Origin of the sequence: Wenjunlia tyrosinilytica (assembly GCF_014646055.1) — a bacterium.
Lineage (GTDB): Bacteria > Actinomycetota > Actinomycetes > Streptomycetales > Streptomycetaceae > Wenjunlia > Wenjunlia tyrosinilytica.
The window spans coordinates 143,543-168,935 of the sequence record NZ_BMMS01000008.1 but is presented as its reverse complement, the minus strand read 5'-3'; the positions used below and the strand labels follow the sequence as shown (position 1 = coordinate 168,935).

General features: G+C 71.2%; 21 protein-coding genes and 2 pseudogenes. 16 read left to right on the top strand and 7 right to left on the bottom strand.

The genetic code is table 11. The features are described from left to right. Positions 1–463 precede the first annotated feature (463 nt). Both IEY86_RS11295 and IEY86_RS11290 read left to right on the top strand, forming a co-directional pair. Complete coding sequence (locus IEY86_RS11295; RefSeq protein WP_189131446.1) at positions 464–1,885, top strand: PP2C family protein-serine/threonine phosphatase; 1,422 nt, start codon at positions 464–466, stop codon at positions 1,883–1,885. A gap of 205 nt (positions 1,886–2,090) precedes the next feature. Further along, positions 2,091–3,596, top strand: coding sequence for an aminopeptidase P family protein (locus IEY86_RS11290; RefSeq protein WP_189131445.1), 1,506 nt, complete (start codon positions 2,091–2,093; stop codon positions 3,594–3,596). Between the two features lie 69 nt (positions 3,597–3,665). On the opposite strand, the pseudogene IEY86_RS38485 reads toward IEY86_RS11290, so the two are convergent. Continuing rightward, a pseudogene (locus IEY86_RS38485) lies at positions 3,666–3,809 on the bottom strand (ATP-binding protein); the annotation flags it as partial. A 413-nt stretch (positions 3,810–4,222) separates the two neighbouring features. Then, a pseudogene (locus tag IEY86_RS11280) lies at positions 4,223–4,496 on the bottom strand (ATP-binding protein); the annotation flags it as partial. A 193-nt stretch (positions 4,497–4,689) separates the two neighbouring features. On the opposite strand from IEY86_RS11280, the gene IEY86_RS11275 reads away from it, so the two are divergent. The 9 genes from IEY86_RS11275 to IEY86_RS11235 all read left to right on the top strand — a co-directional run bounded on the left by IEY86_RS11275 (position 4,690) and on the right by IEY86_RS11235 (position 14,624). Further along, a complete protein-coding gene (locus tag IEY86_RS11275; RefSeq protein WP_189131444.1) occupies positions 4,690–5,475 on the top strand; it encodes a hypothetical protein in 786 nt (261 codons plus the stop codon). 123 nt (positions 5,476–5,598) lie between these two features. After that, on the top strand, positions 5,599–6,372 hold the full coding sequence (locus IEY86_RS11270; protein ID WP_189131443.1) for a YcnI family copper-binding membrane protein: 774 nt from the start codon (positions 5,599–5,601) through the stop codon (positions 6,370–6,372). Between the two features lie 87 nt (positions 6,373–6,459). Continuing rightward, positions 6,460–7,137 (top strand): SCO family protein, encoded by a 678-nt coding sequence (locus IEY86_RS11265; protein WP_189131442.1) that lies wholly within the window; start codon positions 6,460–6,462, stop codon positions 7,135–7,137. Next, positions 7,134–7,703 (top strand): copper chaperone PCu(A)C, encoded by a 570-nt coding sequence (locus IEY86_RS11260; RefSeq protein WP_308425128.1) that lies wholly within the window; start codon positions 7,134–7,136, stop codon positions 7,701–7,703. The genes IEY86_RS11265 and IEY86_RS11260 overlap by 4 nt, the downstream gene beginning before the upstream one ends. Positions 7,704–7,714: 11 nt before the next feature. Beyond that, a complete protein-coding gene (locus IEY86_RS11255; protein ID WP_189131441.1) occupies positions 7,715–9,610 on the top strand; it encodes a copper resistance CopC/CopD family protein in 1,896 nt (631 codons plus the stop codon). A gap of 225 nt (positions 9,611–9,835) precedes the next feature. Further along, the gene (gene efeB, locus IEY86_RS11250) at positions 9,836–11,125 is read left to right on the top strand and encodes an iron uptake transporter deferrochelatase/peroxidase subunit (protein ID WP_189131528.1); all 1,290 of its coding nucleotides are present in this window, start codon (positions 9,836–9,838) and stop codon (positions 11,123–11,125) included. A gap of 66 nt (positions 11,126–11,191) precedes the next feature. Next, positions 11,192–12,121, top strand: coding sequence for a prephenate dehydratase (gene pheA, locus IEY86_RS11245; protein ID WP_189131440.1), 930 nt, complete (start codon positions 11,192–11,194; stop codon positions 12,119–12,121). Between the two features lie 416 nt (positions 12,122–12,537). Further along, positions 12,538–13,815, top strand: a complete 1,278-nt coding sequence (serS, locus tag IEY86_RS11240; RefSeq protein WP_189131439.1) for a serine--tRNA ligase — start codon at positions 12,538–12,540, stop codon at positions 13,813–13,815. Continuing rightward, complete coding sequence (locus IEY86_RS11235; RefSeq protein ID WP_373286995.1) at positions 13,812–14,624, top strand: HAD family hydrolase; 813 nt, start codon at positions 13,812–13,814, stop codon at positions 14,622–14,624. The genes serS and IEY86_RS11235 overlap by 4 nt, the downstream gene beginning before the upstream one ends. 307 nt (positions 14,625–14,931) lie before the next feature. Here IEY86_RS11235 and IEY86_RS11230 read toward each other — a convergent pair whose 3' ends face one another. Genes IEY86_RS11230 through IEY86_RS11215 form a run of 4 tightly spaced genes read right to left on the bottom strand, consistent with a single transcriptional unit; the run spans position 14,932 to position 18,495 of the window. Continuing rightward, entirely contained in the window at positions 14,932–15,651 is a 720-nt protein-coding gene (locus IEY86_RS11230) for an ABC transporter permease (RefSeq protein WP_189131526.1), read from the bottom strand. Between the two features lie 6 nt (positions 15,652–15,657). Beyond that, entirely contained in the window at positions 15,658–16,575 is a 918-nt protein-coding gene (locus tag IEY86_RS11225) for an ABC transporter ATP-binding protein (protein WP_189131438.1), read from the bottom strand. Continuing rightward, positions 16,572–17,483 carry an ABC transporter permease subunit gene (locus IEY86_RS11220; protein WP_189131437.1) on the bottom strand — a complete coding sequence of 304 codons (912 nt, stop codon included), beginning with the start codon at positions 17,481–17,483 and terminating at the stop codon, positions 16,572–16,574. The genes IEY86_RS11225 and IEY86_RS11220 overlap by 4 nt, the downstream gene beginning before the upstream one ends. Further along, positions 17,461–18,495: an ABC transporter ATP-binding protein gene (locus tag IEY86_RS11215; RefSeq protein WP_189131525.1), complete on the bottom strand. Its 1,035-nt coding sequence runs from the start codon at positions 18,493–18,495 to the stop codon at positions 17,461–17,463. Before IEY86_RS11215 ends, IEY86_RS11220 begins: the two co-directional genes overlap by 23 nt. A 232-nt stretch (positions 18,496–18,727) precedes the next feature. On the opposite strand from IEY86_RS11215, the gene IEY86_RS11210 reads away from it, so the two are divergent. From IEY86_RS11210 to IEY86_RS11195, 4 genes are all read left to right on the top strand, one after another. Then, complete coding sequence (locus IEY86_RS11210; RefSeq protein ID WP_189131436.1) at positions 18,728–19,534, top strand: M24 family metallopeptidase; 807 nt, start codon at positions 18,728–18,730, stop codon at positions 19,532–19,534. Beyond that, complete coding sequence (locus IEY86_RS11205) at positions 19,531–21,321, top strand: SDR family oxidoreductase (RefSeq protein WP_189131435.1); 1,791 nt, start codon at positions 19,531–19,533, stop codon at positions 21,319–21,321. The genes IEY86_RS11210 and IEY86_RS11205 overlap by 4 nt, the downstream gene beginning before the upstream one ends. Before the next feature lie 174 nt (positions 21,322–21,495). Further along, the gene (locus tag IEY86_RS11200; protein ID WP_373286997.1) at positions 21,496–22,416 is read left to right on the top strand and encodes a metal-dependent hydrolase; all 921 of its coding nucleotides are present in this window, start codon (positions 21,496–21,498) and stop codon (positions 22,414–22,416) included. Positions 22,417–22,442: 26 nt separating this feature from the next. Then, on the top strand, positions 22,443–23,360 hold the full coding sequence (locus tag IEY86_RS11195) for a MerR family transcriptional regulator (RefSeq protein ID WP_229698320.1): 918 nt from the start codon (positions 22,443–22,445) through the stop codon (positions 23,358–23,360). Positions 23,361–23,445: 85 nt separating this feature from the next. Here the strand turns inward: IEY86_RS11195 and IEY86_RS11190 are convergent, their stop codons facing one another. Beyond that, the gene (locus tag IEY86_RS11190) at positions 23,446–24,336 is read right to left on the bottom strand and encodes an LLM class flavin-dependent oxidoreductase (RefSeq protein WP_189131433.1); all 891 of its coding nucleotides are present in this window, start codon (positions 24,334–24,336) and stop codon (positions 23,446–23,448) included. Positions 24,337–24,412: 76 nt separating this feature from the next. Between IEY86_RS11190 and IEY86_RS11185 the strand changes: the two genes are divergently transcribed. Then, a complete protein-coding gene (locus IEY86_RS11185) occupies positions 24,413–25,381 on the top strand; it encodes an HAD family hydrolase (protein WP_189131432.1) in 969 nt (322 codons plus the stop codon). Positions 25,382–25,393: the final 12 nt, after the last annotated feature.

Sequence of the window (25,393 nt, the reverse complement as noted above, 5' to 3'; positions counted from 1 at the left end):
GCCACTCGGGGGATGACACGGGGTTGCCTGTCTATTGTGGCCGCCCGGTCGAGCATGGCGCATTGTCTGTTTAGACGCACGGGCGGCCCTACCAGTTCCGCCCAATGGATGACGGGCTTGTGCTGCGGCTTCCCCTCCGCTGCCCTCCCATCGTACGTACCCGTGGCCATCGATATGACGCGTAGTCGAAAAGGTCTGGACTGCACAGAATTGACGCAATCGAGTGGCTTTTCAGCCAACCATGATCGCCCTCGACACCAGCCCCGCGACCTGGGCAATCCTGGACATCCCAGAGTGGGTGCGTGTACAAGTGGAGAGGTTGATAGCGGAGCAGCACAACATGGGGGTTTGCGATGCTATTGCAGGAAACAGACCGATACGGCCAGGTTCCCAATAACCCCACAAATGCCCCCAAGAGGGATATTTGCTCCGCGGAGACCAAATGCACAGACAGACCTGTGCCATGACCAGCGCGCACTTCTCCGAAGTGGCTGGAATTGACGCTTCCGCACAACCTCCTGCGCAACGCCCCGCCCCTCGGGACACCACCGGTCGGCCCGTCGAGCAGCTCGCCGCCGTGCAGGACCGACTGGCGTCCTGGTTGTCCGATCTCACCACCCTGCACGAGCTGACCGAACGCCTCGCCAGGACCGACTCCCTCGACACCACCCTCCACGAACTGCTGCAGGCCGGGGCCGCCCTCGTAGGAGCCCAGCGCGGCGTGGCCGTCCTCGAACCCGCCGACGGACAGGGCCCCAACACCACCGTCGGCCTCGGGCTGGAACGGTCGGACATCGGCACCCTCGAGACGGTCCCCCGCGAGGCCGCCGTATACGGCCGGGCCCTGGACGCCGAGATCCCCGCATCCTCCCGCCAGACGCCCGCAACGGAGGGCGCGAGCGGCGAGACGCCCCCGGATCTGCTCCACCCCGACATCGCCGCGGACCTGTCCCTGCCCCCGCGGCACCGCGAGGTCGCCTCCCAACTCGGCATCGGCGCCAGCTACGCGCTGCGCCTGACCGCCGAGACCACGGGCACACTCGGCGCCGTCGTGTGGATGTACGACGAGCCCGCCGAGCCGACCGAGCGGCAGCGGCACCTCGCCGGTCTGTACTGCTCGTTCGCCGCCGAACTCCTGGCCAAGCACCTGCGCCTGGCCCGGGCACAGCGCGATGTGCGGACGCTGCGCGAGGGGTTGCTGCCCGCGCGGCTTCCACGGGTGCCGGGAGTGTGCCTGGGCATGCGTCACCGCAGCGGCACCGCCGGCGGCGGCCACTGGTACGACGCGCTCGCCCTGCCCGAGGGCGCGCTCGGCCTCTCCGTCGGCGCGGTCACCGGCACAGGACCGGGCGCCGCCGCCGTCATGGGGCGGCTGCGGGCCTCGTTGCGTGCCTACGCCGTCATGGAGGGCGAGGACCCCGTCGCCGTCCTGTCCGATCTGGAGCTCCTGCTCCAACTGACGGAGCCGGCCCGGTCGGCCACTGCGCTGTTCGCCTACGCCGAGCCCGCCCAGCACCGTCTCGTGCTCGCCGGAGCGGGGCACTGCCCGCCGCTGTTGGTGGGGGAGCGGCGCGTGGAGTTCGTGGAGACCTCGCTGTCCGCGCCGCTGGGGATGCTCAGCTGCTGGGAGGCACCCAGCGTGGAGATGTCGCTGGAGCCGGGCGAGACGCTCGTTCTCTACACCGACGGCCTGCTGCACCGCGGCGGCGGCACCCTGGACCAGTCGTTCGCCAGGCTGCACACCGCGGCCGCCCGGGCGCCGCGCGAGACACGTGAGGATCCCGACCTTCTCTGCGAGCACCTGCTGTCCGCCTGCCTGCCGGATGACGCCGACGCCGCCGAGAGCACCGAGGACATCGTCCTGCTGGCCGCCCGCTTCGAATGAGGCCGGCTCCCTGCGGCCCGTTCGCGCTGAGGCCCGCTCCCCCTGCGGCCCGTTCGCGCTGAGGCCCGTTCGCACTGCGGCCCGTTCCCACCGCGCCGACGCCGGCGAGGTCAGCCGCGGCCGCGGCCCGTTCCATTCCGCGCGGATCGATACGGGATGGGCCCATACGTACGATGGGCAGGCGTACTCAACGAGGAGGCAGAACGTGACCGAGGACCACGCGGCCCAGCAGTCCGAGACCCTTGACACCGGCGAGCAGGAGCAGCCGATCAAGGGGCGGAAGAACGGCCTCTACCCCGAGGTCTCGCCCCAGCTCGCCGACCTGATGAAGTCCGGCTGGGCCGATACCGAGCTGCGCGACCTCGAGCCCATCGAGCAGGCGGGGCTCGCGGCCGAACGCCGGGCCAGGCTGTCCGCCCGATTCCCGGGCGAGCGTCTGATCGTCCCGGCGGGCAATCTGAGGACGCGGTCCAACGACACCGAGTACCCGTTCCGCGCGTCCTGCGACTACGTCTACCTCACCGGTGACCAGACCCAGGACGCCGTGCTCGTCATGGAGCCGTCCGCGTCCGGCGGCCACGAGGCGACCGCCTACCTGCTGCCGAGGTCCAACCGGGAGAACGGCGAGTTCTGGCTCGACGGCCAGGGTGAGCTCTGGGTCGGCCGCAGGCACAGCCTCGCCGAGGCCGAGCGGCTGCTGGGTCTGCCCTGCCGCGACGTGCGCAAGGCCGGTGACGAGATCAAGGCCGCCGCCGCCGTGCCCACCCGGATCGTCCGCGGCCACGACGCGGCCCTCGAAGCCGTCGTGGCCGAGATCACCGGTCCTTCCGAGGACACCGAGGAGCGCGACCGGGAGCTGAAGACCTCTCTCGACGAGCTTCGCCTGGTCAAGGACGAATGGGAGATCGGCGAGCTGCAGAAGGCCGTGGACTCCACGGTCCGCGGCTTCCACGACGTCGTGGCCGTGCTCGACAAGGCCACGTCCACCTCCGAGCGCTACATCGAGGGCACCTTCTTCCTGCGCGCCCGCGTCGAGGGCAACGACGTCGGCTACGGCACCATCGCCGCCTCCGGTGCCCACGCCTGCACCCTCCACTGGGTGCGCAACGACGGCCCGGTCAACCCCGGCGACCTGCTCCTGCTCGACGCCGGCGTGGAGACCAGGACGCTCTACACCGCCGACGTCACCCGCACCCTGCCCGTCGACGGCACCTTCACCGACGTCCAGCGCCGTGTCTACGACGCGGTGTACGAGGCCCAGGAGGCGGGCATCGCGGCCGTGAAGCCGGGCGCCGCATACCGCGACTTCCACGACGCCTCACAGCGGGTGCTCGCCGAGAAGCTCGTCGAGTGGGGGCTCATCGAGGGGCCGGTCGAGCGTGTGCTGGAGCTGGGTCTGCAGCGCCGCTACTCCCTCCACGGCACCGGCCACATGCTGGGCCTGGACGTGCACGACTGCGCGGTGGCGCGGACCGAGACGTACGTAGACGGGACGCTCGAGCCCGGGATGGTGCTCACCGTCGAGCCCGGCCTGTACTTCCAGTCCGACGACCTGACCGTGCCGCAGGAGTACCGGGGCATCGGCGTGCGGATCGAGGACGACATCCTGGTGACCGCCGACGGCAACCGGAACCTCTCCGCCGACCTGCCGCGCCGCGGCGACGAGGTCGAGGCCTGGGTGCTGAGCCTGCGCCCCAGCGACAACGTCTGACATTCGAGCGCCCGAGTGGGGCGCTCCGAGGCAGAGCCGCGCGGGGGCTCCGGGCGGGTCGCCGCGCGGCTACGAGGCCTTCAGCAGGGCGTCGTCACGCCACTTCAGCGCCTTGTCGAAGCTGACGACGGCGCCGCGCGGCGGGTAGTTGCGGAACTGGACGTGGTCGGCCAGCGCCTCGATCAGATACATCCCGCGGCCGCTCTCGGCGGAGAGCGCGGCGAGGTCCGCGAGTTCCAGGCTCCGCTCGAGGATCACGGACGTGGGGCTCGACGGGGCGTTCGGCGGGGCACCTTTGACGCCGTTCGACGCGGCACCGCTCGCTCCCGCGCCGCTCGCTCCTCCGCCACTCGCTCCCGCGCCACTCGCTCCGGCGCCCGGAGCAGCGGCACCGTTCGACGCGGCACCGTTCATGGCGGCACCCGACGCGAGACCGTTCGACGTGGCACCGTTCGCGACATTTTTCGCTTTTGGGAGAATTGTTCCGTTGGGCCCGGCAGCGCTCCTCGGCCCCGCCCGGTTCGCACCGGTGCCGGTGGCACGGGCGCCATTGACCCCTGAAGCACCGGGCCCGGCGCCGGTTCGGTCGGCGCCGGGCGAGGTGTCCGGGCAGGTCAGGAGCGGGCTGCCCTCGGGGAAGCCGGGGCCGGAGTCACGCACTTCGATGCGGCATCGGTCCCCGTCGATGCGTGCCGTGACGAGGTATCCGTCGTCGGATCCCGAGCGGGCGTCGGCCGCGTGCTCGACGGCGTTGGCACACGCTTCGGACAGTGCGACCCCGAGTTCGTAGCTGATGTCGGGATCCACTCCGGCGGTGTCCATCGTGCCGAGCAGAATGCGTCGGGCGAGCGGGACGCTCGCAGCCTCGCGCCGCAAGTGGAGGGTCCACCAGATGCTCATGCTTCAGCCTCCTGGCTGCGGCTCGACATACCACTACGTATTGCCGGATGGAAGTGGTGCTAAGCCTGTTTTGGCCTCCTCACCGCCCGTTCGGCGGATGCGGAAGGCGGCTGCGGACGTGTAGGGCGTACGCCCCCACAGGTTGACCCCGCCCTCTGCGCCACCCATAGCCAGGTGAGAGGATGACCGCGCCATGCCCACCTTCACTCGCGCCGCAGTGGACCTGCGACTGACCAGAGCCGCGGTGTTCTCCGCGGTCTGCGTCGTGCTGGCCGCCGCCGGGCACGGCGCGGCGTCGGGCGGTTCCGTGCCGCTGTGGGCCCTGGCGGCGGGCTGGCCGGCCGTCTTCGCCGTCGCGGCGTCCCTCGCCGGGAGGGAGCGCTCCCTCGTCGGCATAGCGGGGTCCCTCCTCGGCGGGCAGTTGGTCCTGCACACCTTGTTCCGCGTCGGTCAGAACGTGGGCCACGGCGCCGCTCGGAACCAGGTCACCACGGGACACTCCCATCCGCTGTCCCAGCTCGAGCTGATCGCGGCTCGGCTGCTGTGCCCCACCGTCGGCCACACCGCCCCCTCGGGAGCGGTGCCCGGCGGTGCGCACACCGAGGACCTGGGTCATACCGCGCTCAACTCCGGCGCCTACAGCACCACCGCGCCCTCCGAGATGTGCGGTGTGCTCTCCTCCGCCGCGCCGATGATCATCGGCCATCTCGCCGCCGCCCTCGCCGCGGGCTGGTTCCTCCACCGGGGCGAGGCGGCGCTGTGGCGGCTGGTGCACCTGACCGGGCGGGCCGCACAGGTCGCCGGGTCCGCGCTGCGGTCGGCGCTCGCGCTGGTCCGGGCCATGCTCGACGGGACGCCGGGCACCGCTTCCCCGCGAGGGCTCGCCGCGGCCACCGCCGAACCGGCCGGTCCGCGCCCCGCACTCCTCCAGCACTGTGTCGTCCTGCGCGGTCCGCCCGCGCTCGCCCTCGCGGCCTGACCTCCGCCTGCCGTCTCGGCAGCACGGGTCCGGGGCCGCGGCAGCGCTTCCCACCTGGGATCCCCACGACACTTCCGCACGCCGGTCGATCGGCCGCGCGTGCCCGCTCCGGATGGAGTCCGCATGAAGACCCGTATCGCCACCGTCGGCCTGATCGCCGGTTCCGCCGTCCTCCTGCTGGCCGGCCCCGCCTTCGCGCATGTCACCGTCAACCCGGACGAGGCCGAACAGGGGGGCTACACCAAGCTGACCTTCAAGGTCCCCAACGAGCGTGACGACGCCGCGACCACCAAGGTCGAGGTCAACCTTCCCACCGACCACCCGCTGGCCTCCGTGTCGACCACCCCGGTCGCCGGATGGAAGGTGCAGGTCACCAAGGCGAAGCTGGACAAGCCGATCAAGACCGACGACGGCCAGGTCACCGAGGCCGTCACCAAGGTCACATGGTCGGGAGGGAAGATCAATCCAGGTGAGTTCCTGGAGTTCCCGATCTCCGTGGGACCGCTTCCCACCGACACCGACAAGCTGGTCTTCAAGGCGCTGCAGACGTACGCGGGCGGCGAGGTCGTCCGCTGGATCCAGGAGCCCGAGGAGGGCCAGGCCGAGCCCGACAACCCCGCCCCGGTGCTCACCCTCACCAAGGCCACCGGTGAGGGCCACCACGGCGGCGCCGCCGGTGCCTCGGACGACCACTCCGCCGACAAGGCGGGAGACACCGCCGGAGGCGACAAGGCAGCCGGAGGCGACAAGGCAGCCGGGGGACACGACGAGGCCTCCTCCGACACCAGCGACACCACGGCACGCACACTGGGCATCGTCGGCATCGTCGTGGGAGTGATCGGTACCGGGATCGGCTTCGCCGGTCTGCGCCGCCGCAACAGCGCTCCCTCGGCCTGACGGCCCCACGCGGGCGGGCCCCGGCACGGCCAGGACGGGCCGGGGCTCCCCGCGAGCCATGAACCCATGAAACGTCAAGGGACTCCCATGCTCCCCAGCAAGACCCTGCGCCTCGCCGCCGCCACCGTGAGCGCCCTCGCCCTGGCGCTCACCGCCGTCGGCTGCGGTTCCTCCGGGGCCGGTACCGGTTCCTCGGACTCACCCGCCGAGATCTCCGTGGACAAGGCCAACACCCCTTACCAGGGGACCCCGCTCGAGCAGCCGTTCGCCAAGCCCGACGTGACCTTGACCGACACCAGCGGTAAGCCCTTCGACCTGCGGACGCGGACGAAGGGCAGGGTCACCCTGCTGTACTTCGGCTACACCCACTGCCCCGACGTCTGCCCGACGACGATGAGCGACCTGGCACTCGCCAAGCAAGCGCTCCCCAAGGCCGACCGGAAGAAGGTCGACGTCGTCATGGTCACCACCGACCCGGACCGGGACACCCCCGGGCACCTGCGGACGTGGCTGGACGCGATGGACAAGTCGTTCATCGGTCTCACCGGCAGGTTCGAGGACATCAAGGCGGCCGCCAGGACCATCGGCGCGGATGTGGCCAAGCCGAAGAAGGAGAAGGACGGCAGCGTCACCGTCGAGCACGGCGCCCAGGTGGTGGCGTTCTCGGCCGCCGACGGCAAGGGACATGTGCTGTACACGGCGGGCACGTCGCTCGCCCAGTTCAAGCACGACATGCCCCTGCTGGTGAAGGGCGTCAGGCCGTGAGCTCCACGGCGGACGGGACGAAGGCCGAGGCAGTGGCGCAGGCGGGCGGCGACGAGACGAAGCCGGCGCCCGTGAAGGACCGGACCGCGTGTGCGGGCGCGCTCGTCGCGGTGGCCGCTCTCGCCCTGCTCACCGGCTGCGGCTCGTCGGGGGCCGGCGGCTCCGGCGACGGCGCGGGCGCCAAGCCCCGGCTGAGCGTCGAGGACCCCTATGTCCCCAGGCCCGCGTCCGCCGACATGGCGGCCGGATACCTGACCGTGCGCAACACCGGCAAGGCCGCCGACCGCCTCACCGAGGTGACCAGCGACCTCACCGACGACGTCACGATGCACCGCACCTCCGGCGCCGGGATGGAACAGGTCGACGGCTTCGAGATCCCCGCGGGAGGCAGGCTCGTCCTCAGCCGCGGCGGCAACCACTTGATGCTGATGGGCCTGTCCGCCCGGCCGGAGGTGGGTGAGAAGGTGAGGTTCGAACTTCACTTCGCGACGTCGGGCACGATCGGTGTCAAGGTCCCGGTCGAACCCATGACGTACCGGCCCCCGGCCGAGAAGACCGGCAGTTGAGGAGCCCAGCGATGGCGTCCGTGTCCGCCCCCCGGCGACCCGCGCGTGCGCGCCGCGCCGGAGCGCTGCTGGTGGTGCTCGGCACCGCGATAGCCGTGCTCCTCGCCTCCGCGCTGCCCGCGTCCGCGCACGCCGCCCTGATCGGCACCGATCCCGCCCAGGGCTCGATCGTGCAGACGGCGCCCCAGCAGGTGACCCTCACCTTCTCCGAGTCCGTGATCGTCTCCGCCGGCTCCGTGCGCGTCCTCGACCCGGAGGGCAAGCAGGTCGACGACGGCCGCGCACGGCACGCGGACGGCAGGAACGGCACCGCCCGGGCGAGACTGCACGCGGGGCTTCCGGACGGCACCTTCACCGTCGCCTGGCACGTGGTCTCCGCGGACAGCCACCCGATCTCGGGCGCGTTCACCTTCTCCATCGGCAAGCAGTCGGCGACCAAGGTCTCCGTCCAGGCGCCGACGGTCGGCGGCGGAGCGGCCGGAGGACTCTACGACACCGCCCGGTACCTCGCCTACGGAGGCTTCGCCCTCCTCGTCGGGGCGGCCGGCTTCACCCTGGTGTGCTGGAGCAACGGCGGGGGGCGTCGGCCGATGCAGCGACTGCTCCTCACCGGCTGGTCGGCCCTCCTCGTCTGCACGATCGCCCAGCTCATGCTGCGCGGCCCCTATGAGAGCGGGAGCGGTGTCGGGGACGCCTTCGACCTGGAAGCCCTGCGCGCCACCCTCGAGACCAAGCCCGGCGCCGCGCTGGCGGTGCGGCTGCTCCTGCTCGCGGGGGCCGGGGCGTTCCTCGCGGTCCTGGTCGGGCAGTCCGAGCGCAAGGCGCAGCGGGACGTCCGGCTCGGCCTGATCGTCGCGGGCGAGGTCCTCGCGGTGGGGCTGGCCAGCACCTGGGCGGTCATGGAGCACGCCTCGGTCGGCTTGCAGACGGGTGTGGCCATCCCCGTCGACGTCGTCCACCTCGTGGCGATGGCGACATGGCTCGGCGGCCTGGCGGCGCTCCTCACCGCCCTCTACGTCCCCGACGGGCCGCAGATCGAGACCGAGGCCGTGGAGCGGTTCTCCAAGATCGCTTTCACATGCGTCGTCCTGCTCGTCGGCACGGGTGTGTACCAGTCGTGGCGGCAGGTCGGCTCGTGGAACGCCCTGGGCTCGACCCACTACGGCAAGCTGCTGATCGCCAAGCTGGTCGCGGTCGCCGCGTTGCTCTGCGCGGGCTGGTACTCACGGCGCTGGACCAGGCGGATGCGCACGCTCTCGGTCGCCGACTCGGACTCGTCGGAGCCCGTCACCTTCAGCGCGGAGGTGAAGAAGCCCGCCGCCAAGAGCGGCAACCCCGCCCGCGCCGCCGAGCTCGCCCGCCAGCGCGCGGCGATAGCGGCCGCCCGCGCCAAGCGCGAGCGCGACGCCAACCCGAACCGGTCCATGCTGCGCGGCTCGGTGGTCGCCGAAGTCGCCATCGCCGTCGTGGTGCTGACGATCACTACGCTGCTGACCACGACGGAGCCCGCCCGGACCGTGGAAGAAAGCGGTGCCCAGGCCGCGAACTCCCTTCCCCGGCCGGCCAAACCTGTCAATGCGGTGATCCCCTACGACACCGGCGGCAAGAACGGCAAGGGCACGGCTACCGTCGACCTCGATCCCGCCCGCAAGGGTGACAATGTGCTGCATGTGCGACTCACCGACACCAAGGGCGCTCCGGTCGACGTGGCCGAGCTGAAAGTGGCGTTCACGCTGAAGAAGAAGGCTCTCGGCCCGCTCGCCGTGGGCCTCGAGCACATCGACGTCGGCCACTGGACGGCCGGCGGGGTTCAGCTCCCCCTGTCCGGCACATGGGAGCTGTCGGTGTCGGTGCGCACCTCCGACATCGACGAAGTGACCGAGACGAAGAAGATCGAGATCGGCTAGATCGTGCCAGACCAGCAAGTGGACCAGAACCCGAACGAGACCGGCGACGAGGCGGCGGACCGGGCCGGAGCCCGGGCAACGGACCGGGCCGGGGATCAGGCGACGGACCGGGCCGGAGCCCAGGCAACGGACCGGGCCGGGGATCCAGCGGGCCCGGCCCGGGATCAGGCGACGGTCGAGTCGGCCGGCGCCTCGGCCGACCCGTCGGCGGACACCTCGGCCGCGCTGCCGTCCCAGGCGTCCGCCACCCGGGCCACGCCGGCGGCGGACCACACGGACCGGGCCCCCGGCGACCGGCCGGACGAGCGCAGGAAGCTGTCGCGCCGCAGCGTGCTCGCGGCGACCGGTGGCGCGGGTCTGGCCGTCGGCGCCGCGGCGGGAGCGGGCGGCCACGCGCTCGCGGCCTCGGACCGGCCGCTGGAACTGGCGTCCATCGGCTCGACCGCCGTCCCCTTCCACGGCACCCACCAGGCGGGCATCCTCGACCCAGCCCAGGCGCGCGGGCACCTCGCCGCGTTCGACCTCAAAGCGGGTGCGGGCCGGGCCGAGGCGACAGCCCTGATGCGCCGCTGGACCAAGGCCGCCTCGGCGATGACCGAGGGCCGGGCGGCCGACAGCGACAACCAGGTCGCGCTGGACGCGGGGCCGGCCTCGCTGACGGTCACCTTCGGCTTCGGCGCCTCCTTTCTGAAGAAGCTGGGCCTGCCCGTCCCCACCGCCCTCACCCCGCTGCCCTCGTTCTCCGCCGACGCGCTCGACCGCAGGCGCGGCGACGGGGACCTGTTCGTGCAGATCGGCGCCGACGACGCGCTCGTCGCCTTCAACGCGCTGCGCACGCTCCAGCGGCTCGCTCGGGAGGTGGCGCTCCCCCGCTGGCAGATGAACGGCTTCAACCGCTCCCCCGGCGCCACCGCCCGCCCCATGACCACCCGCAACCTCATGGGCCAGATCGACGGCACCAACAACCCCGAGCCGTCGGACCCCGGTTTCGCCGCCAAGGTCTTCGTTCCCGCCAAGGGCGAGCCTTCGTGGATGGCGGGCGGCTCGTACGTGGTGGTCCGCCGGATCCGGATGCTCCTCGACGCCTGGGACCACCTGCCGCCGGACCGCCAGGAAAGGGTCATCGGGCGGCGCAAGACCGACGGGGCACCGCTTTCCGGCGGTTCCGAGACGACCAAGGTGGACCTGGGCAAGCAGAAGCCCGACGGGTCGCTGGCCATCGCCGGCGACGCCCACATCCGGGTGGCGGCGCCGGAGGCCAACGGGGGAGCCACGATGCTGCGGCGCGGCTTCTCGTTCCACGACGGCTTCGCCGCCGACGGGGCGCCGGACGCCGGGCTGCTGTTCGTCGCCTGGCAGGCCGATCCGCGGCAGGGGTTCACGCCGGTGCAGCGCAAGCTGGACCGCGGCGACGGGCTTTCGCGGTTCCTGCGGCACGAGTCGAGCGCCCTGTTCGCGGTCCCCGGTGGCTGTGCGCCCGGCGAGTACGTCGGGCGGCGCCTTCTCGAAGGCTGAACGCCCAGGCGGCCTCGAGCGGCGATCGTTATCGTTGCGAGTGCCGATACGACAGGAGCCGCACCGATGTCGCCCAGCAGCAACTTCACCTACCTAGGGCCCGAAGGAACGTTCACCGAGGCCGCTCTGCGGACGCTCCCCGAGGCGGCGACACGGGTCCTGGTGCCGATGGTCTCGGTCCCGGCGGCGCTGGACGCGGTGCGCAGGGGCGAGGCGGGCGCCGCGATGGTGCCGCTGGAGAACTCCGTCGAGGGCGCGGTACTGATCACGCTGGACGAGCTGGCCACCGGCGAGCCCCTGACGATCGTGCGCGAGGTCTATCTGCCGATCGCCTTCGCGCTGCTGGTGCGGCCGGGGACACGGCTGTCCGACATCAAGACGGTGACCGCGCACCCCCACGCGCAGCCCCAGGTGCGCAAGTGGCTGGCGAAGAACCTGCCGAACGCGCAGTGGGAGCCCTCGGCCTCGAACGCCGACGGGGCACGGCAGGTGCAGGAGGGCCGGTTCGACGCGGCGTTCGCGGGTGAGTTCGCCGCCGCGACGTACGGGCTGGAGCCGCTGGTCACCGAGATCCACGACGCGGAGAACGCGATCACCCGCTTCGTGCTGGTGGCCCGGCCCGCGAGGGTTTCCGCGCCCACCGGAGCCGACAAGACCTCCCTGGTCTTCCAGCTGCCGGACGACCACCCGGGCGCCCTCCTGGAGCTGCTTCAGGAGTTCGCCGTGCGCGGGGTGAACCTGACCCGGATCGAGTCCCGCCCCACGGGCGAGGGCCTGGGCAGGTACTTCTTCTCCATCGACTGCGAGGGCCACATCGGCGAGCAGCGGGTGGGGGAGGCGCTCAAGGGTCTGCGCCGGATCTGCCCGGACGTGCGCTTCCTCGGGTCCTATCCGCGGGCCGACGAACTGCCGTCCAAGCCGCGCCCCGGGACAGCGGACGCGGACTTCACCCGGGCGTCCGACTGGCTCGCCCGCTGCCTCGACGGCCGGGTCTGACTTCCCGACCTCGGTAATCCACAGGCACACCCAAGTTATCCACAGGCCCAATGGAGGCTGGGGACAAGTCGACACTGCCATCCCATGCAGTCGACAAATCGCTCTGCGGCGACGCTCCCGACATTGAGTGGCATATGCGACCTTCGTCAGCGCGATGATGCCGATTAACTCTTCAGGGAGGCCATTTGCCACTCGAAAGAGAGTGTGAGGGGGGTTTGAGGTGGGCATCATGCGCGAGCAGTCGCACGGCGGAGGGACCCGTTCCACCTTCCACAGAAACTACACACACCCTGTGGACAAAGTGCTATAGCCGCAATCAGCCTGTGGATAACTCTTGAGCGGCCCTCAGCCGGAACACAGCACGAAGCCCCCCGTCCGGGGAAAACCGGTGGCGGCGCCCCGGTAGCCTGGTGGGTGTGATTGACCTTCGCCTGCTCCGTGAGGACCCCGACCGTGTCCGCGCCTCCCAGCGCGCCCGTGGAGAGGATGTCGACGTCGTCGACGCCCTGCTCTCCGCCGACGAGCGGCGCAGGTCGTCCAGCGTCCGCTTCGACGAGCTGCGCTCCGAGCAGAAGGTGCTCGGCAAGCAGATCCCCAAGGCTCAGGGCGACGAGAGGGCCGAACTGCTGGCGCGGGCGAGCGAGCTCGCCGCCGCGGTGAAGGCCGCCGACGCCGAGCAGGACAAGGCCGCCGAGGAGGCGCAGAGCCTGCTGCTGCGGCTCGGCAACGTCGTCCACCCCGACGTGCCCGTGGGCGGCGAGGAGGACTTCGCCGTCCTCGAGACCGTGGGCACGCCGCGCGACTTCGCCGCCGAGGGCTTCGAGCCCAAGGACCACCTCGAGCTCGGCCAGTTGCTCGGCGCGATCGACGTCGAGCGCGCCGCCAAGGTCTCCGGCTCGCGCTTCTACTACCTCACCGGTGTCGGCGCCCTGCTGGAGCTCGCCCTGGTCAACGCGGCGATCGCCCAGGCGACCGAGGCCGGGTTCATCCCCATGCTCACCCCGGCGCTCGTCAAGCCCCGCGCCATGGAGGGCACCGGCTTCCTCGGCCAGGCCGCCGAGAACGTGTACCACCTGGAGAGGGACGACTTCTACCTCGTCGGCACCTCCGAGGTACCGCTTGCCGGCTACCACATGGACGAGATCCTCGACGCGGACAGGCTGCCGCTGCGGTACGCCGGGTTCTCGCCGTGCTTCCGCCGGGAGGCGGGCACCTACGGCAAGGACACTCGGGGCATCTTCCGTGTCCACCAGTTCGACAAGGTCGAGATGTTCTCGTACGTCGCGCCGGAGGACGCCGAGGCAGAGCACAAGCGCCTGCTGGACTGGGAGAAGCAGTGGCTGACCGGCCTCGGTCTGCCGTTCCAGGTGATCGACGTGGCCACGGGTGATCTCGGCGCCTCGGCCTCGCGCAAGTTCGACTGCGAGGCGTGGATCCCCACCCAGGGCAAGTACCGCGAGCTGACGTCGGCGTCGAACTGCGACGAGTTCCAGGCGCGGCGGCTGTCGATCCGGATACGCGGGGAGCGCGGCACCCGCCCGCTCGCCACCCTCAACGGGACGCTGTGCGCGGTGCCGCGCACCATCGTCGCCCTGCTGGAGAACCACCAGCTGGCGGACGGCTCGGTGCGCGTGCCCGAGGTGCTGCGGCCCTACCTCGGCGGGCGTGAGCTGCTCGAGCCGGTCGCCAAGTGAGCCTGCGGCCCCTGCCCTTCCGTCTGATAGCGACCGATCTCGACGGGACTTTGCTGCGCGGGGACCACACCGTCTCGGAGCGTTCACGCGACGCGCTCGCCGCGGCCACCGCGGCGGGCGCGGCCCACATCGTTGTCACCGGCCGTCCCGTCTCCCGCACGCGGTACATCCTGGACGACCTCGGCTACGAGGGCCTGGCGGTGTGCGGGCAGGGCGCTCAGGTCTACCACGCCGGCGAGCACCGGCTGCTGACCTCGGTCACCCTGGACCGGCAGGTGGCCGTGCTGGCGCTGTCCAAGCTGGAGGCCGAGGTGGGCAGGGTGACGCTGGCCGCGGCCCACGACGGACTGGACGGGCAGATCCTCGTCGGCCCCGGCTACCGGTTCATGGGAGTGCTGCCCACCGTCCCCGTTCTCGCGCGAGACGAGATGTGGCAGGCCCCGATCAGCAAGCTCTACATCCAGCATCCGCGGCTGAGCGACGACGAGCTCGCGGCGGCTGCCCAGCGGGTCGCCGGAGACATCGTGGGGGTGACGATGGCCGGCGAGGGCATCGTCGAGATGCTCCCGCTGGGGCTGACCAAGGCGACCGGGCTCTCACTCGCCGCCCGGCGGCTCGGCCTGGGCGCCGCCGACACCATCGCGTTCGGCGACATGCCCAATGACATCCCGATGTTCGGCTGGGCGTCCCGCGGGGTCGCCATGGCCAACGCGCACGACGAGCTCAAGGCCGTCGCCGACGAGGTCACCGCCTCCAACGAGGAGGACGGCATCGCACTGGTCGTGGAGCGCTTTCTCGACGGGCACTGACCCTCTCGTCCCGGGGCTCAGCGCTCCTCCTCGACCCGGGTCACCAGCCGCGTCGGGTCGAAACGCAGCGCGGCCACCAGGAGCACCGCATCGCCAGTGTGCAGAACACCGCCATCGCGACGATCGACCGCTGGGTGCGGATTCCTGCGGACAACGCCGCGCAGTGCAGGGCGATTACCGACGTCCGGCCGAGTTCGGGGGGCGGGCGTCTTGGAAGCGCTACTTCTGGATAGCCGCTACCGCAAAGCCGTTCCACCCCCTCACCCGCGAGGGTGAGGGAGCGCAACCCGCGAGGGTGAGGGAGCGTCTACTCCTCACCCGCGAGGGTGAGGGAGCGCAGCTTCTGTCCCGCGAACCAGGTGGTGCCGACCGTGACCACGACCATGAGGACGAGCGCGGTGGGCAGGCCCACGTCCGAGTCGACCACCCCGTTCGCGGCGATCTTCTCGGCGAGCGAGAGCGACCACTGCTGGACGCTGAGGGTCTTGGCTCCACTGATCAGGCTGCCCAACAGCCCTTCCCACACCAGCGCGTAGACCAGACCCACGACCACGGCGTGGCGGGTGACGACGCCGAGGAGCAGGAAGATCGCGGCATAGGCGACAGAGGAGGCGGTGGCCGCGATCCCGAAGGCGATGGCGATCCGCTGGCTCGTACCCGACAGGGCGAGACCCGCGATGAACGTCGGAACGGCCGCGAAGGCCACGGTCACGCAGATGGCGACGACGAGCTTGGTGAGGACGATCGTCGGTCGCGTGATGGGCTTGGCCAGCAGGTACACGATCGAACCGTCGTCGATCTCCGGGCCGATGGCCCCCGTTCCGGCCATGACGCCGATGATCGGGACCATCGTGCCGAGGGCGAATCCGGACAGGATGTCGGCGCTGGTGCTGTCGTCCTGTCCGGACAGGGCACGGACCGCGACCGAGATCACGATCAGCAGGACCGGCAGGGCGACGAGCAGGATCGTGCGGCGGCGGCCGAGCAGTCCCTTGAGGGTGAGGCGGGCGACTGTTGGATGCATCAGGGTTCCTTACGCCGCGACCAGGTAGGAGAAGACGCTCTCGAGGGACTCGTCGGACGGCGAGACCTCGTAGAGCCGGATGCCCGCTTCCTTGGCGACGCGCGGCAGCAGTTCGGTGAAGCGGCGGAAGTCGATGGCCTGGATGCGCAGGGCGCGCTCGGTCCAGTCGAGTTCGATGCCCGCGGTGGAGGCGTCGGCGATGAGCGCCGCGGCCAGCTGCCGGTCGTCGGAGGAGCGGACCAGGTAGCGGTGCGGCCGGTCGGTCATCAGCCGCCGGATCTCACGGAAGTCGCCCGAGGCGGCGTGCCGTCCGGCCACGACGACCTCGATGTGGTGGGCGAGCTGCTCGACCTCCTCGAGGATGTGCGAGGAGAACAGGACGGTGCGGCCGTCGGCGCCCATCCGCCGCAGCAGGTCCATCAGCTGGAGCCGCTGGCGCGGGTCCATGCCGTTGAACGGCTCGTCCAGCAGGAGCACCGAGGGCTCATGGACGAGGGCCGAGGCCATCTTGACCCGCTGCCGCATGCCCTTGGAGTACGTGGAGATCTTGCGGTCCTGGGCGTACTCCATCTCCACCGTGGCCAGGGCCCTGCGCGCGGCGGCGCCGGGGTCCGGCAGGCCGTGCAGCTCGGCGTTGGCCAGGACGAACTCCTTGCCGGTGAGGAAGTCGTACATGCCCTCGCGCTCGGGGACGAGGCCGATGGACCGGTACACCTGCTCGTTGCGCCAGATGGTCGCGCCGTCGAGGGTGACGGTCCCCGTGGAGGGGGCCAGGAAGCCGCCCATCATATTGATCAGCGTGGACTTCCCGGCGCCGTTGGGGCCGAGGAGGCCGGTGACACCGGGGCCGATGTCCATGGTGACGTCGTTGACGGCCACCACGTTGCCGAACCACCGCGAGACGTGGTCGATGGAGATGGTCGTCACGACAGGCCGACCTTTCGGTAGCGGAGCAGGAGCAGGCCGAACGAGCCGGCGATGGCGCCGAGGAGTACGAGGACGAAGACCGTGCCGGCGAAGGCGTTCGGCGGACCGGCGGGGGAACTGGGCTCCGCGCCGAGGGCCCAGCTCTGGACGCCGTCGATCAAGGTGACCGGGGAGAACAGTCCGAGCCAGCCGGCCACGGTCTCGTTTCCCTGTTCGCCGGCGATCGCCTGGACGCTGCTGACGGCGCCGTAGCTGATGGTGAACAGGGCGATGATCGCGGCGACACCGAATCCGCGGCGCGGGGTGAGGGCGGCGATGACCAGGCCCAGGCCCGCGTACAGCAGCGACAGCAGGAGCGCGGCGAGCAGCGCCGCCGCGAAGTCCTTGGTCTGCGTGCCGAACGAGAGCTTGGCCAGCAGGGCGCCGATGTACAGCACGACCAGCGGGGCCGCCGTCAGGATGAAGACGGCGCCCGTCATGGCGGCGAACTTGGCGAAGACGTAGTCGATCCGCTCGATGGGCCGCGAGAAGTACAGCGGAACGGTCTTGAAGCGCAGATCGCGCGAGACCGCCTGCGGTGCCTGGGCGGCCAGGAAGATCCCGATGACGGCCTGGAGGTAGATCGCGTAGCTCGTGTAGTCCAGCGGCAGGTCCTTCATCTTGGTGAACACGGCCACCGCCACGATGATCCCGGCTGGCATGCACATCACCGCGAACAGGATCATCGGCAGGACCTTGGACTTGGCCGAGCGGCCGAGGCCGTAGGCGCCGCGCAGGCTCTGCACGAGCAGGGAGCGGGTCGCGTAGGAGCGGCCCAGACGGGGGCCGTCGTAGTGGCGGTATCCGATGTTGTGGATACGGCCCTTGGCCGCCTCGGTGGCGGGACTAGTGCTTGACGGCACCGGCATCGCTGCGGCTCCCTTCGTGGGTCGTGGTGGCGTCGGCGGTCGTGCCCGTGCCGGGGATGCCCACGGCGGTCGCTCCCGCGCCCGCGGCGGCGGGAGCGCCGACCTCGTCGGGGCGGAAGAGCTCGGCGATGCGGTGGCGGCGCTGCTCCATGCGGACCAGGCCGAGGCCGAGCCCGGTGACGGCGTCGCGCACGGTGTCGAACGTGGACTCGTCGGCGATCTCGACGAGGAGGAGATGACCGTCGGCGAGCGCGGTGAGCCCCGCTGCCTGGAGCTCGCTCAGCACCGCGTCGGCGCCGTGCGGGTGCTGCTCGCTGTCCGTGACCTCGACCGCCAGGGTCTGCGTGGCCTGGGTGAACTCGGCGGTGGACTGCGAGCGCAGCAGCGTTCCCCCGTCGATGACGACGACGTGGTCGCAGGTGCGCTCGAGCTCACCGAGCAGGTGCGAGGTGACCAGGACCGAGATGCCGAAGTCGGTGTGGACACGGCGGATCAGGCCGAGCATCTCGTCACGGCCGACGGGGTCCAGACCGTTGGTCGGCTCGTCGAGGAGGACCAGTTCGGGGTCGTGGACGAGGGCCTGCGCGAGCTTGACCCGCTGTTTCATGCCCGTCGAATAGCCGCCCATGGGCCGGTAGCGCTCCTCGTACAGGCCGACGTGGCGCAGGGTGTCGGCGGTGCGCTCACGTGCGGCGCTCGCCGGCAGCCCCGACATCCGGGCCATGTGGACGACGAACTCCGTGGCGGAGACGTCCGGCGGCAGGCAGTCGTGCTCGGGCATGTAGCCGACCCGTTCACGGATCCGGGATCCCTCGGTCACCACGTCCAGGCCGAGCACGCGGGCCCGGCCCTCGGACGCGGCCGACAGGCCGAGAAGGATCTTGATGAGGGTCGACTTTCCGGCTCCGTTCGCCCCTACAAGGCCCACGACTCCGGGGGCGATGTCCAGGGTGAGCCGGTCCAGAGCGGTCACCCGTGGGTACCGCTTGGTGAGGTTTTCGGTGGCGATCACAGACACGCTTCGACGGTAGTGGCCCCGGGCGGTCCTGGCGTCAGACTTGAGGCTCGGTTGTGGACAAGACCGGTAGTCCTTTCAGCCAGTCACCCGTAAGGGTGGCTTGGCCGCGATGAGGCCGTTTGCGGTTGACGAACCCATTGACATTGCCACGGAGCGTTGTCACATTCACTGATGTCAACGTTTGGCGGGTCGAGGACCGGCGGGTGCCGGTCGCGAGGGGGCAGCCATGGCAGACGGACTTCGAGGCTTCCGGGATGTGCAGCGTCTCGCCTACGAGTGCGCACAGGCGATCGCGGCCCGGCTGAGGCCGGGAGTCACCGAGAGGCAGGCGGCGCGGGCGGCGCGGCGCTGGCTGGTGGAGCGGGGTGTGCGGGACTGGTTCCATCTGCCGTTCGCGTGGTTCGGAGACCGGACGGCGTTCGCGGGCTTCAAGCTGCCCACGCAGTTCTTCCCGACGAACCGGCGCCTCGAGCCCGGTATGCCGTTCATCCTCGACATGGCTCCCGTCCTCGACGGCTGCACGTCGGACATCGGCTACTCGGGCTGCCTGGGCCCCAATCCGCTGCACGACCGGCTGACCGCCGACCTGCGCGAGCACCGGGATCTCGTCCTCAGGGGCGTGCGGGAGCGCCGCCCGCTGAGGACGATCTACGAGGACGTCGACCGTCTGATGGCCCGGCAGGGATACGAGAACCGGCACCGCGCCTATCCGTTCGGGGTCATAGCGCACCGGGTGGACCGGGTCCGGCAGCGGCGGTTCAACCCGCACATCGCCGGGTTCGGCACCCAGAGCCTGCGCGGGCTGGCCAAGGACGCCGTGCGCGGGCACCGGGACGGGTGGTCGCCGCTGTGGAGCCCCCACAAGTTCTCCGACCATCCGCCGACACCCGGCCTGTGGGCCGTCGAGCCGCATCTGGGGTTTCGCGGGGTGGGGGTCAAGTTCGAGGAACTCCTGGTGGTCACGGAGACGGACGCCTACTGGCTCGACGACGAACTGCCGCATGTGCGGCGCTGGGAGGGATCAGCGGCATGACGCGCTTTGTCGAATCCGCGGGGGTGCGGCTCGCCGTCGCCGAGTGGGGCGCCGATGCGGCCGGGGAACGGCCGACCGTACTGCTGTTGCACGGCTATCCGGACTGCAAGGAGGTCTGGAGGGAGGTGGCGGGCGAACTCGCCGAGCGCTTCCACGTCGTCGCCTACGACGTGCGGGGGCACGGGGCCTCGACGGCGCCGCGCCCGCAGCGTGGCGGATACCGCCTGGAGAAGCTGGCCGACGACTTCGAGGCGGTGCTGGACGCGATCGGCGCCGACCGCCCGGTGCACCTGGTCGGACACGACTGGGGATCGGTCCAGGGGTGGGAGTTCGCGACCCGCCCACGCTTCGAGGGACGGCTGGCGTCCTTCACCTCGATGTCGGGCCCGAGCCTGGACCACTTCGGGCTGTGGATCAAGGAGCGGATGGGGCACCCCACACCCCGTCGGCTCGCCCAGCTCCTCGGGCAGGGCGTCCGCTCCTGGTATGTGTACGCGCTCCATACCCCGGTCCTGCCCGAGCTGGCGTGGCGCGGGCCGCTCGGCAGGCTCTGGCCCAAGCTGCTCGCCCGGGCGGAGCGGCTGCCCGCGGGGAGCTGTCCGACCACGTCCCTTCCCGAGGACGCCGCCCATGGCGCGTGGCTCTACCGCGACAATGTCCGGGAGCGCCTGCTACGTCCTCGCGAGGACGCGTATGCCCGGATCCCGGTGCAGCTGATCACGCCGACGGGGGATCCCTTCCTCTCCGAGCACCTCTACGACGGCCTCGACCGCTGGGCGCCCCGGCTGCGGCGCAGGACGGTGGCGGCCAAGCACTGGCTGCCCAGGACCCGGCCACAGCTGCTGGCCCGCTGGATCACGGACTTCGTCGACGACGTGGAGCGCGGGCGCAGTTCGGGGGAGTCGGCCGTGGAAGCGCCGCGGTCGCACGCACCGTTGAAACGGGGCGCGCTGGGGGCGGCGGCCGAGCGGTTCGCCGGCCGGCTCGTCCTCGTCACCGGCGCCGGCAGCGGCATCGGGCGTGCCACGGCGTTCGCGTTCGCCGAGGCGGGGGCCCGCGTGGTCGCGGTGGACCGCGACGGGGACAGCGCCGCCCGCACCGCCGAGCTCGCCCTGCTGAGCGGAGCGCGCGAGGCGTGGGCGCAGACGGTGGACGTCGCCGAGGAACAGGCGATGGACAAGCTCGCCGACCGGGTCCACACCGAGTACGGCGTCGTTGACGTCCTCGTCAACAACGCGGGCATCGGGATCTCCGGCCGCTTCCTCGACACCTCCGTCGAGGACTGGCGCCGCACCCTGGATGTGAATCTGTGGGGGGTCATCCACGGCTGCCGACTGTTCGGCAGGCGGATGGCCGAGCGCGGCGAGGGCGGACACATCGTCAACATCGCCTCGGCCGCCGCCTATCAGCCGACCAAAACGCTGCCCGCCTACAGCACGAGCAAGGCGGCGGTGCTGATGCTCAGCGAATGCCTGCGCGCGGAGTTCGCCGCCGCCGGGATCGGGGTGAGCGCGATCTGCCCCGGCTTCGTGAACACCTCGATCACCGCGACCGCCCGGTTCGTGGGAGCCACGAACGACGAGCAGGAGCGGCTGCGCCGCAAGGCCTCGCGGATGTACCGGCGGCGCAACTACCCACCGGAGAAGGTCGCGGACGCCATTGTGCGGGCGGTGATCAAGGACATACCGGTGCTGCCGGTCACCCCCGAGGCACGCACCGCCCGAATGCTCGGCCGTGTCTCTCCCGGGGCGCTGCGCGCGCTCGGCCGCATCGACTCGCCGCTGTAGTCCTCACGCCGTAGCCGCAAGGAGCCCGCCATGCCCAGCGCAAGCCCCACCGAGCCCGAGCCCGCCGAGCCCTATCAGCCCTATCAGCCCTCCGAGCTCGAGTCCGCCGAGCCCACCGAGTCCACCGAGCCCGTCGAGGCCCGGCCTGTCGCGTCCCGGCTCACCGAGTCGCTGCTGTCCGCACACGAGCGCGCCGCGTCCGAGATCCCCCGGACGCCGATCAGACCGCGCAAAGTGGCGTTCGAGTGGCGGCGGACGCCGCTGCACTGGATACCGGACGAGCCCACTGCCACCCATGTGATCAATGTGCTGCATCTGCTCCTGCCCGCGGGCGAGCGGTGGTTCGTGAAGGTCTTCAAGGAAGCACTGCCGCTGATCACCGACGAGGCACTGCTCAAGGACGTCAAGGGCTTCATGGGCCAGGAGGCCACCCACTCCGTCCAGCACTCCCATGTGCTCGACCACCTCAAGGACCAGGGCCTCGACACCACCGGCTACACCAGGCACGTCGAGTGGATGTTCAACGTCCTGCTGGGCGAGAGGCCGCTCCTGCCCATACCGGCGGGTGAGTGGCTGCGGTTCCGCCTGGCCCTGATAGCCGCCATCGAGCATTTCACGGCAGTGCTGGGCGACTGGGTACTGGCCGCCGAGGAGCTGGACCGGGCGGGGGCGGACGAGGTGATGCTCGACCTGCTGCGCTGGCACGGCGCGGAGGAGGTGGAGCACCGCTCGGTGGCGTTCGACCTCTACCAGCACGCGGCGGGGCCCGGTCCGGCCCGCTATCTGCGCCGGGCCGAGGCCATGGCATTCGCCTGGCCCACACTGGTCTACCTGTGGATCACAGGAGCCCGCTACCTCATGCGCCACGACCCCGAGCTGCGAGGAGGCGGGTACCGGCTGAAGGAGCACCGCACGGCCGCGCGCAAGGGCCTGATACCGAGTTGGGCGGAGTTGCACCTGTCCATGCCGCGGTACCTGCGCAGGTCGTACCATCCCTCGCAGGAGGGCTCGCTGCGCAGGGCCGTCGAGTACCTGGCCACCTCCCCTGCGGCACGGGCGGCCGCGGGCGCCTTGGCCCGCGAGGCCATCTCCTGATCGGCCATAGGCAACTGGGGGACCGTTTGTCCGAGTACCGCATCGAAGACCTCGCCCGAGAGACCGGCGCGACGGTGCGCAACATCCGCGCCTATCAGGACCGCGGGCTGCTGCCCAAGCCCGGCAGACGCGGCCGTATCAACGTCTACGACGACACGCACCTGGCTCGGCTGCGGCAGATCGCCGGCCTGCTCGAGCGCGGCTACACCCTGGCCAGCATCAAGGAGCTGTTGGAGGCATGGGACAGCGGGCGAGGGCTCGGCGGGGTGCTGGGCCTGCTCACGGAGGTGGAAGGACCCTGGTCGGACGAGACTCCGGTCAGGCTCGGCCGCGAGCAGCTGTACGAGTCCTTCGGAGGCACCAGGGACGAGGAGGCCATCACCGAAGCGGTCGCCCTCGGCGTCCTGGAGCCGGAGGACGACGACACCTTTGTCGTCCCCAGCCCGCAGCTGCTGTCGGTGGCGGCCGAGCTGTTCTCGGCCGGAGTGCCCCTGGAGGCGATCTCCGGGCATCTTCGGGAACTGCGCGCCCAGGTCGAGCACATCGCCCAGCGGTTCCTCGACTTCACCTCGGAGCACGTCTTCCAGCGGTATCTGGACCACCCGCCCTCGGACGCGGAGGCGAGGGAGGCGGCCGAGCTGATCCGCCGTCTGCGCCCGCTGGCCCGGCAGAGCGTGGACGCCGAACTGGCCCGGGCCATGCGGCTTCTGGCCACCCGTCACCTCCACCACGCTCTGGGCTCGGCCGTGGCCGAGCCCAGGCAGAGGGTGATGCGGGCACCCGCTCCCCGGCGGCTGAAGGTCGACTTCGATCCCGTCCCGCACGGCACGGAGGTCGACCCGCTGAGCGAGGGGGAGGCCGCCTCCACCGTCCATGTCGAGGTCACCATCTCGGATGAGACCGCGGCGCTGCTGCGCACCCTCCTCGACAAGGCATCGCCCTGAACCCCGGCCCGCGCCCCGCGGCCGTGCCCCCGTAAAAGCGCCGCGCCGCGGGGCGCCCCACCACACGTGAAAGTGAAGGAGGACGTCAGCCGAGCTGCTTCAGCCCCTCGGTGGCAACGCGCTCGAAGACCCCCATGTCCGCCTCGAACATCGTGCCCGGCACCGGCCAGTGCACGATGATCTCGTCGATGCCCAGCTCGGCGTACCTGCCGGCGAAGTCAACGAAGGAGTCCAGGGAGGCCAAGGGCTCCTCGGGGGTGAAGGCCGTCAGGAGCACCTTGTCCAGCTCGTCCGGATCCCGGCCGGCCTTCTCGCAGGCGGCCTCCAGCTTGTCGATCTGGGCACGGATGGCGGCCGGGCACTCGCGCGGGGTGATCGTCGCGGCCAGCTTCGGGTCACCCGTGGTCACCCAGCCCTGACCGTATTCGGCGGCCAGGCGCATACCCCGCGGCCCATTGCCCGCCACGGTGAAGGGGATGCGCGGACGCTGCACGCAGCCGGGGATGTTGCGCGCCTCGTGAGCGGAGTAGAACCGCCCCTCGGAGGTGGTCGCGTCCTGGGTGAGAAGCCGGTCGAGCAGGGGAACGAACTCGCCGAACCGGTCGGCCCGCTCGCGCGGGGACCACTCCGGCCGACCGAGCACGCCGGCGTCGAAGCCGTTCCCGCCCGCGCCGATGCCGACCGTGATGCGTCCCCCGGAGACGTCGTCGAGGGTCAGCAGGTCCTTGGCGAGGGTGACCGGGTGCCGGAAGTTGGGATTGGTGACCATGGTCCCGAGCCGGATCCGCTTCGTCGCGGCGGCGGCCGCCGTCAGTGTGGGCACCGCGCCGAACCACGGCCCGTCGCGGAACGGGATCCGCCACGACAGGTGGTCATAGGTGTAGGCGGTGTGGAAGCCGAGTTCCTCGGCGCGCTCCCACACCTCCTTGCCCTCGGCCCAGCGGTACAGGGGAAGAATCACAGTGCTCAGTCGCATGCCGTGAGCCTAAGCGGGCGGTGACAGGAGTGCGGCCGCATGACGCTCCTGTGTGCCCGTGCGCGAGGATGGTCGGGTGACCTTCGCCTACCCCCCTCCCCAGACCCCGGAGTCGGGCTCCCGGACCGCGCCGTCCGCCCCCCTGCCCTCGGCCTTTGCCCGGTCCGCGCGCACCCGGCTGATCGCGACCGATCTCGACGGGACACTCCTGAGCAGCGACCGGACCGTCTCCGCACGCACCGTCGCCGCGCTCGCCGCCGCGGAGGAGGCCGGGATCGAGGTGTTCTTCGTCACAGGGCGCCCGGCCCGCTGGATGGATGTGGTCAGCGAGCACCTGGCAGGCCATGGGATCGCCATCTGCGCCAACGGCGCCGCCGTCCACGACCTGCACCGCGACCAGCTCATCGAGGTCCACCCGCTCGCCCCCGAGGACGCCCTCGCCGTCGTGGAGGCGCTGCGTGCCGAACTGCCCGAGGTGGCGTTCGCCGTGGAGCGCACCGACGGCTTCTCGTACGAGCTCGACTACCCGGTTCCGGACGGCTGGCCCACCCCCGACTGCGCGATCGCGCCCGTCGAGGAACTCCTCGGGGACCGCGCCGGCGCCCCCGTTCTCAAGCTGCTCGCGAAGCACCCGTCGATCGACCCCGACGGCTTTCTGGCCACGGCCCGCAAGGTGGCGGGCGACCACGCGGAGTTCACCCGATCCAGCCCGGTCGCCCTGCTGGAGGTCAGCGCCCTGGGCGTGAGCAAGGCGACCACACTCGCCCGTTGCTGCGTCGAGCGCGGCATCACCCCCGACGAGGTCGTGGCGTTCGGCGACATGCCCAACGATCTGGCGATGCTCACCTGGGCCGGGACGTCCTTCGCCGTGGCCAATGCCCATCCCGAGGTCCTGGCCGCGACCAGCCACCGCACCACGTCCAACGACGAGGACGGCGTCGCCAGGGTCATCGAGGCGATCCTGGAGGCCGACAACGGCGGCGAGCACAGCGGCGCGCACGCGGGCGGCGGGGGCGAGCACAGGGCCCGGGGCGGCGCCAAGTAGCAACGGCGCGGG

Excerpts from the sequence above, each read along its gene's own strand:
- pheA (WP_189131440.1), top strand. The coding sequence starts at position 11,192 with ATGTCGCCCAGCAGCAACTTCACCTACCTAGGGCCCGAAGGAACGTTC.
- IEY86_RS11295 (WP_189131446.1), top strand. The coding sequence starts at position 464 with ATGACCAGCGCGCACTTCTCCGAAGTGGCTGGAATTGACGCTTCCGCA.
- IEY86_RS11255 (WP_189131441.1), top strand. The coding sequence starts at position 7,715 with ATGGCGTCCGTGTCCGCCCCCCGGCGACCCGCGCGTGCGCGCCGCGCC.
- IEY86_RS11270 (WP_189131443.1), top strand. The coding sequence starts at position 5,599 with ATGAAGACCCGTATCGCCACCGTCGGCCTGATCGCCGGTTCCGCCGTC.
- IEY86_RS11190 (WP_189131433.1), bottom strand. The coding sequence starts at position 24,336 with ATGCGACTGAGCACTGTGATTCTTCCCCTGTACCGCTGGGCCGAGGGC.
- IEY86_RS11220 (WP_189131437.1), bottom strand. The coding sequence starts at position 17,483 with ATGCCGGTGCCGTCAAGCACTAGTCCCGCCACCGAGGCGGCCAAGGGC.
- IEY86_RS11265 (WP_189131442.1), top strand. The coding sequence starts at position 6,460 with ATGCTCCCCAGCAAGACCCTGCGCCTCGCCGCCGCCACCGTGAGCGCC.
- IEY86_RS11210 (WP_189131436.1), top strand. The coding sequence starts at position 18,728 with ATGGCAGACGGACTTCGAGGCTTCCGGGATGTGCAGCGTCTCGCCTAC.
- IEY86_RS11275 (WP_189131444.1), top strand. The coding sequence starts at position 4,690 with ATGCCCACCTTCACTCGCGCCGCAGTGGACCTGCGACTGACCAGAGCC.
- IEY86_RS11205 (WP_189131435.1), top strand. The coding sequence starts at position 19,531 with ATGACGCGCTTTGTCGAATCCGCGGGGGTGCGGCTCGCCGTCGCCGAG.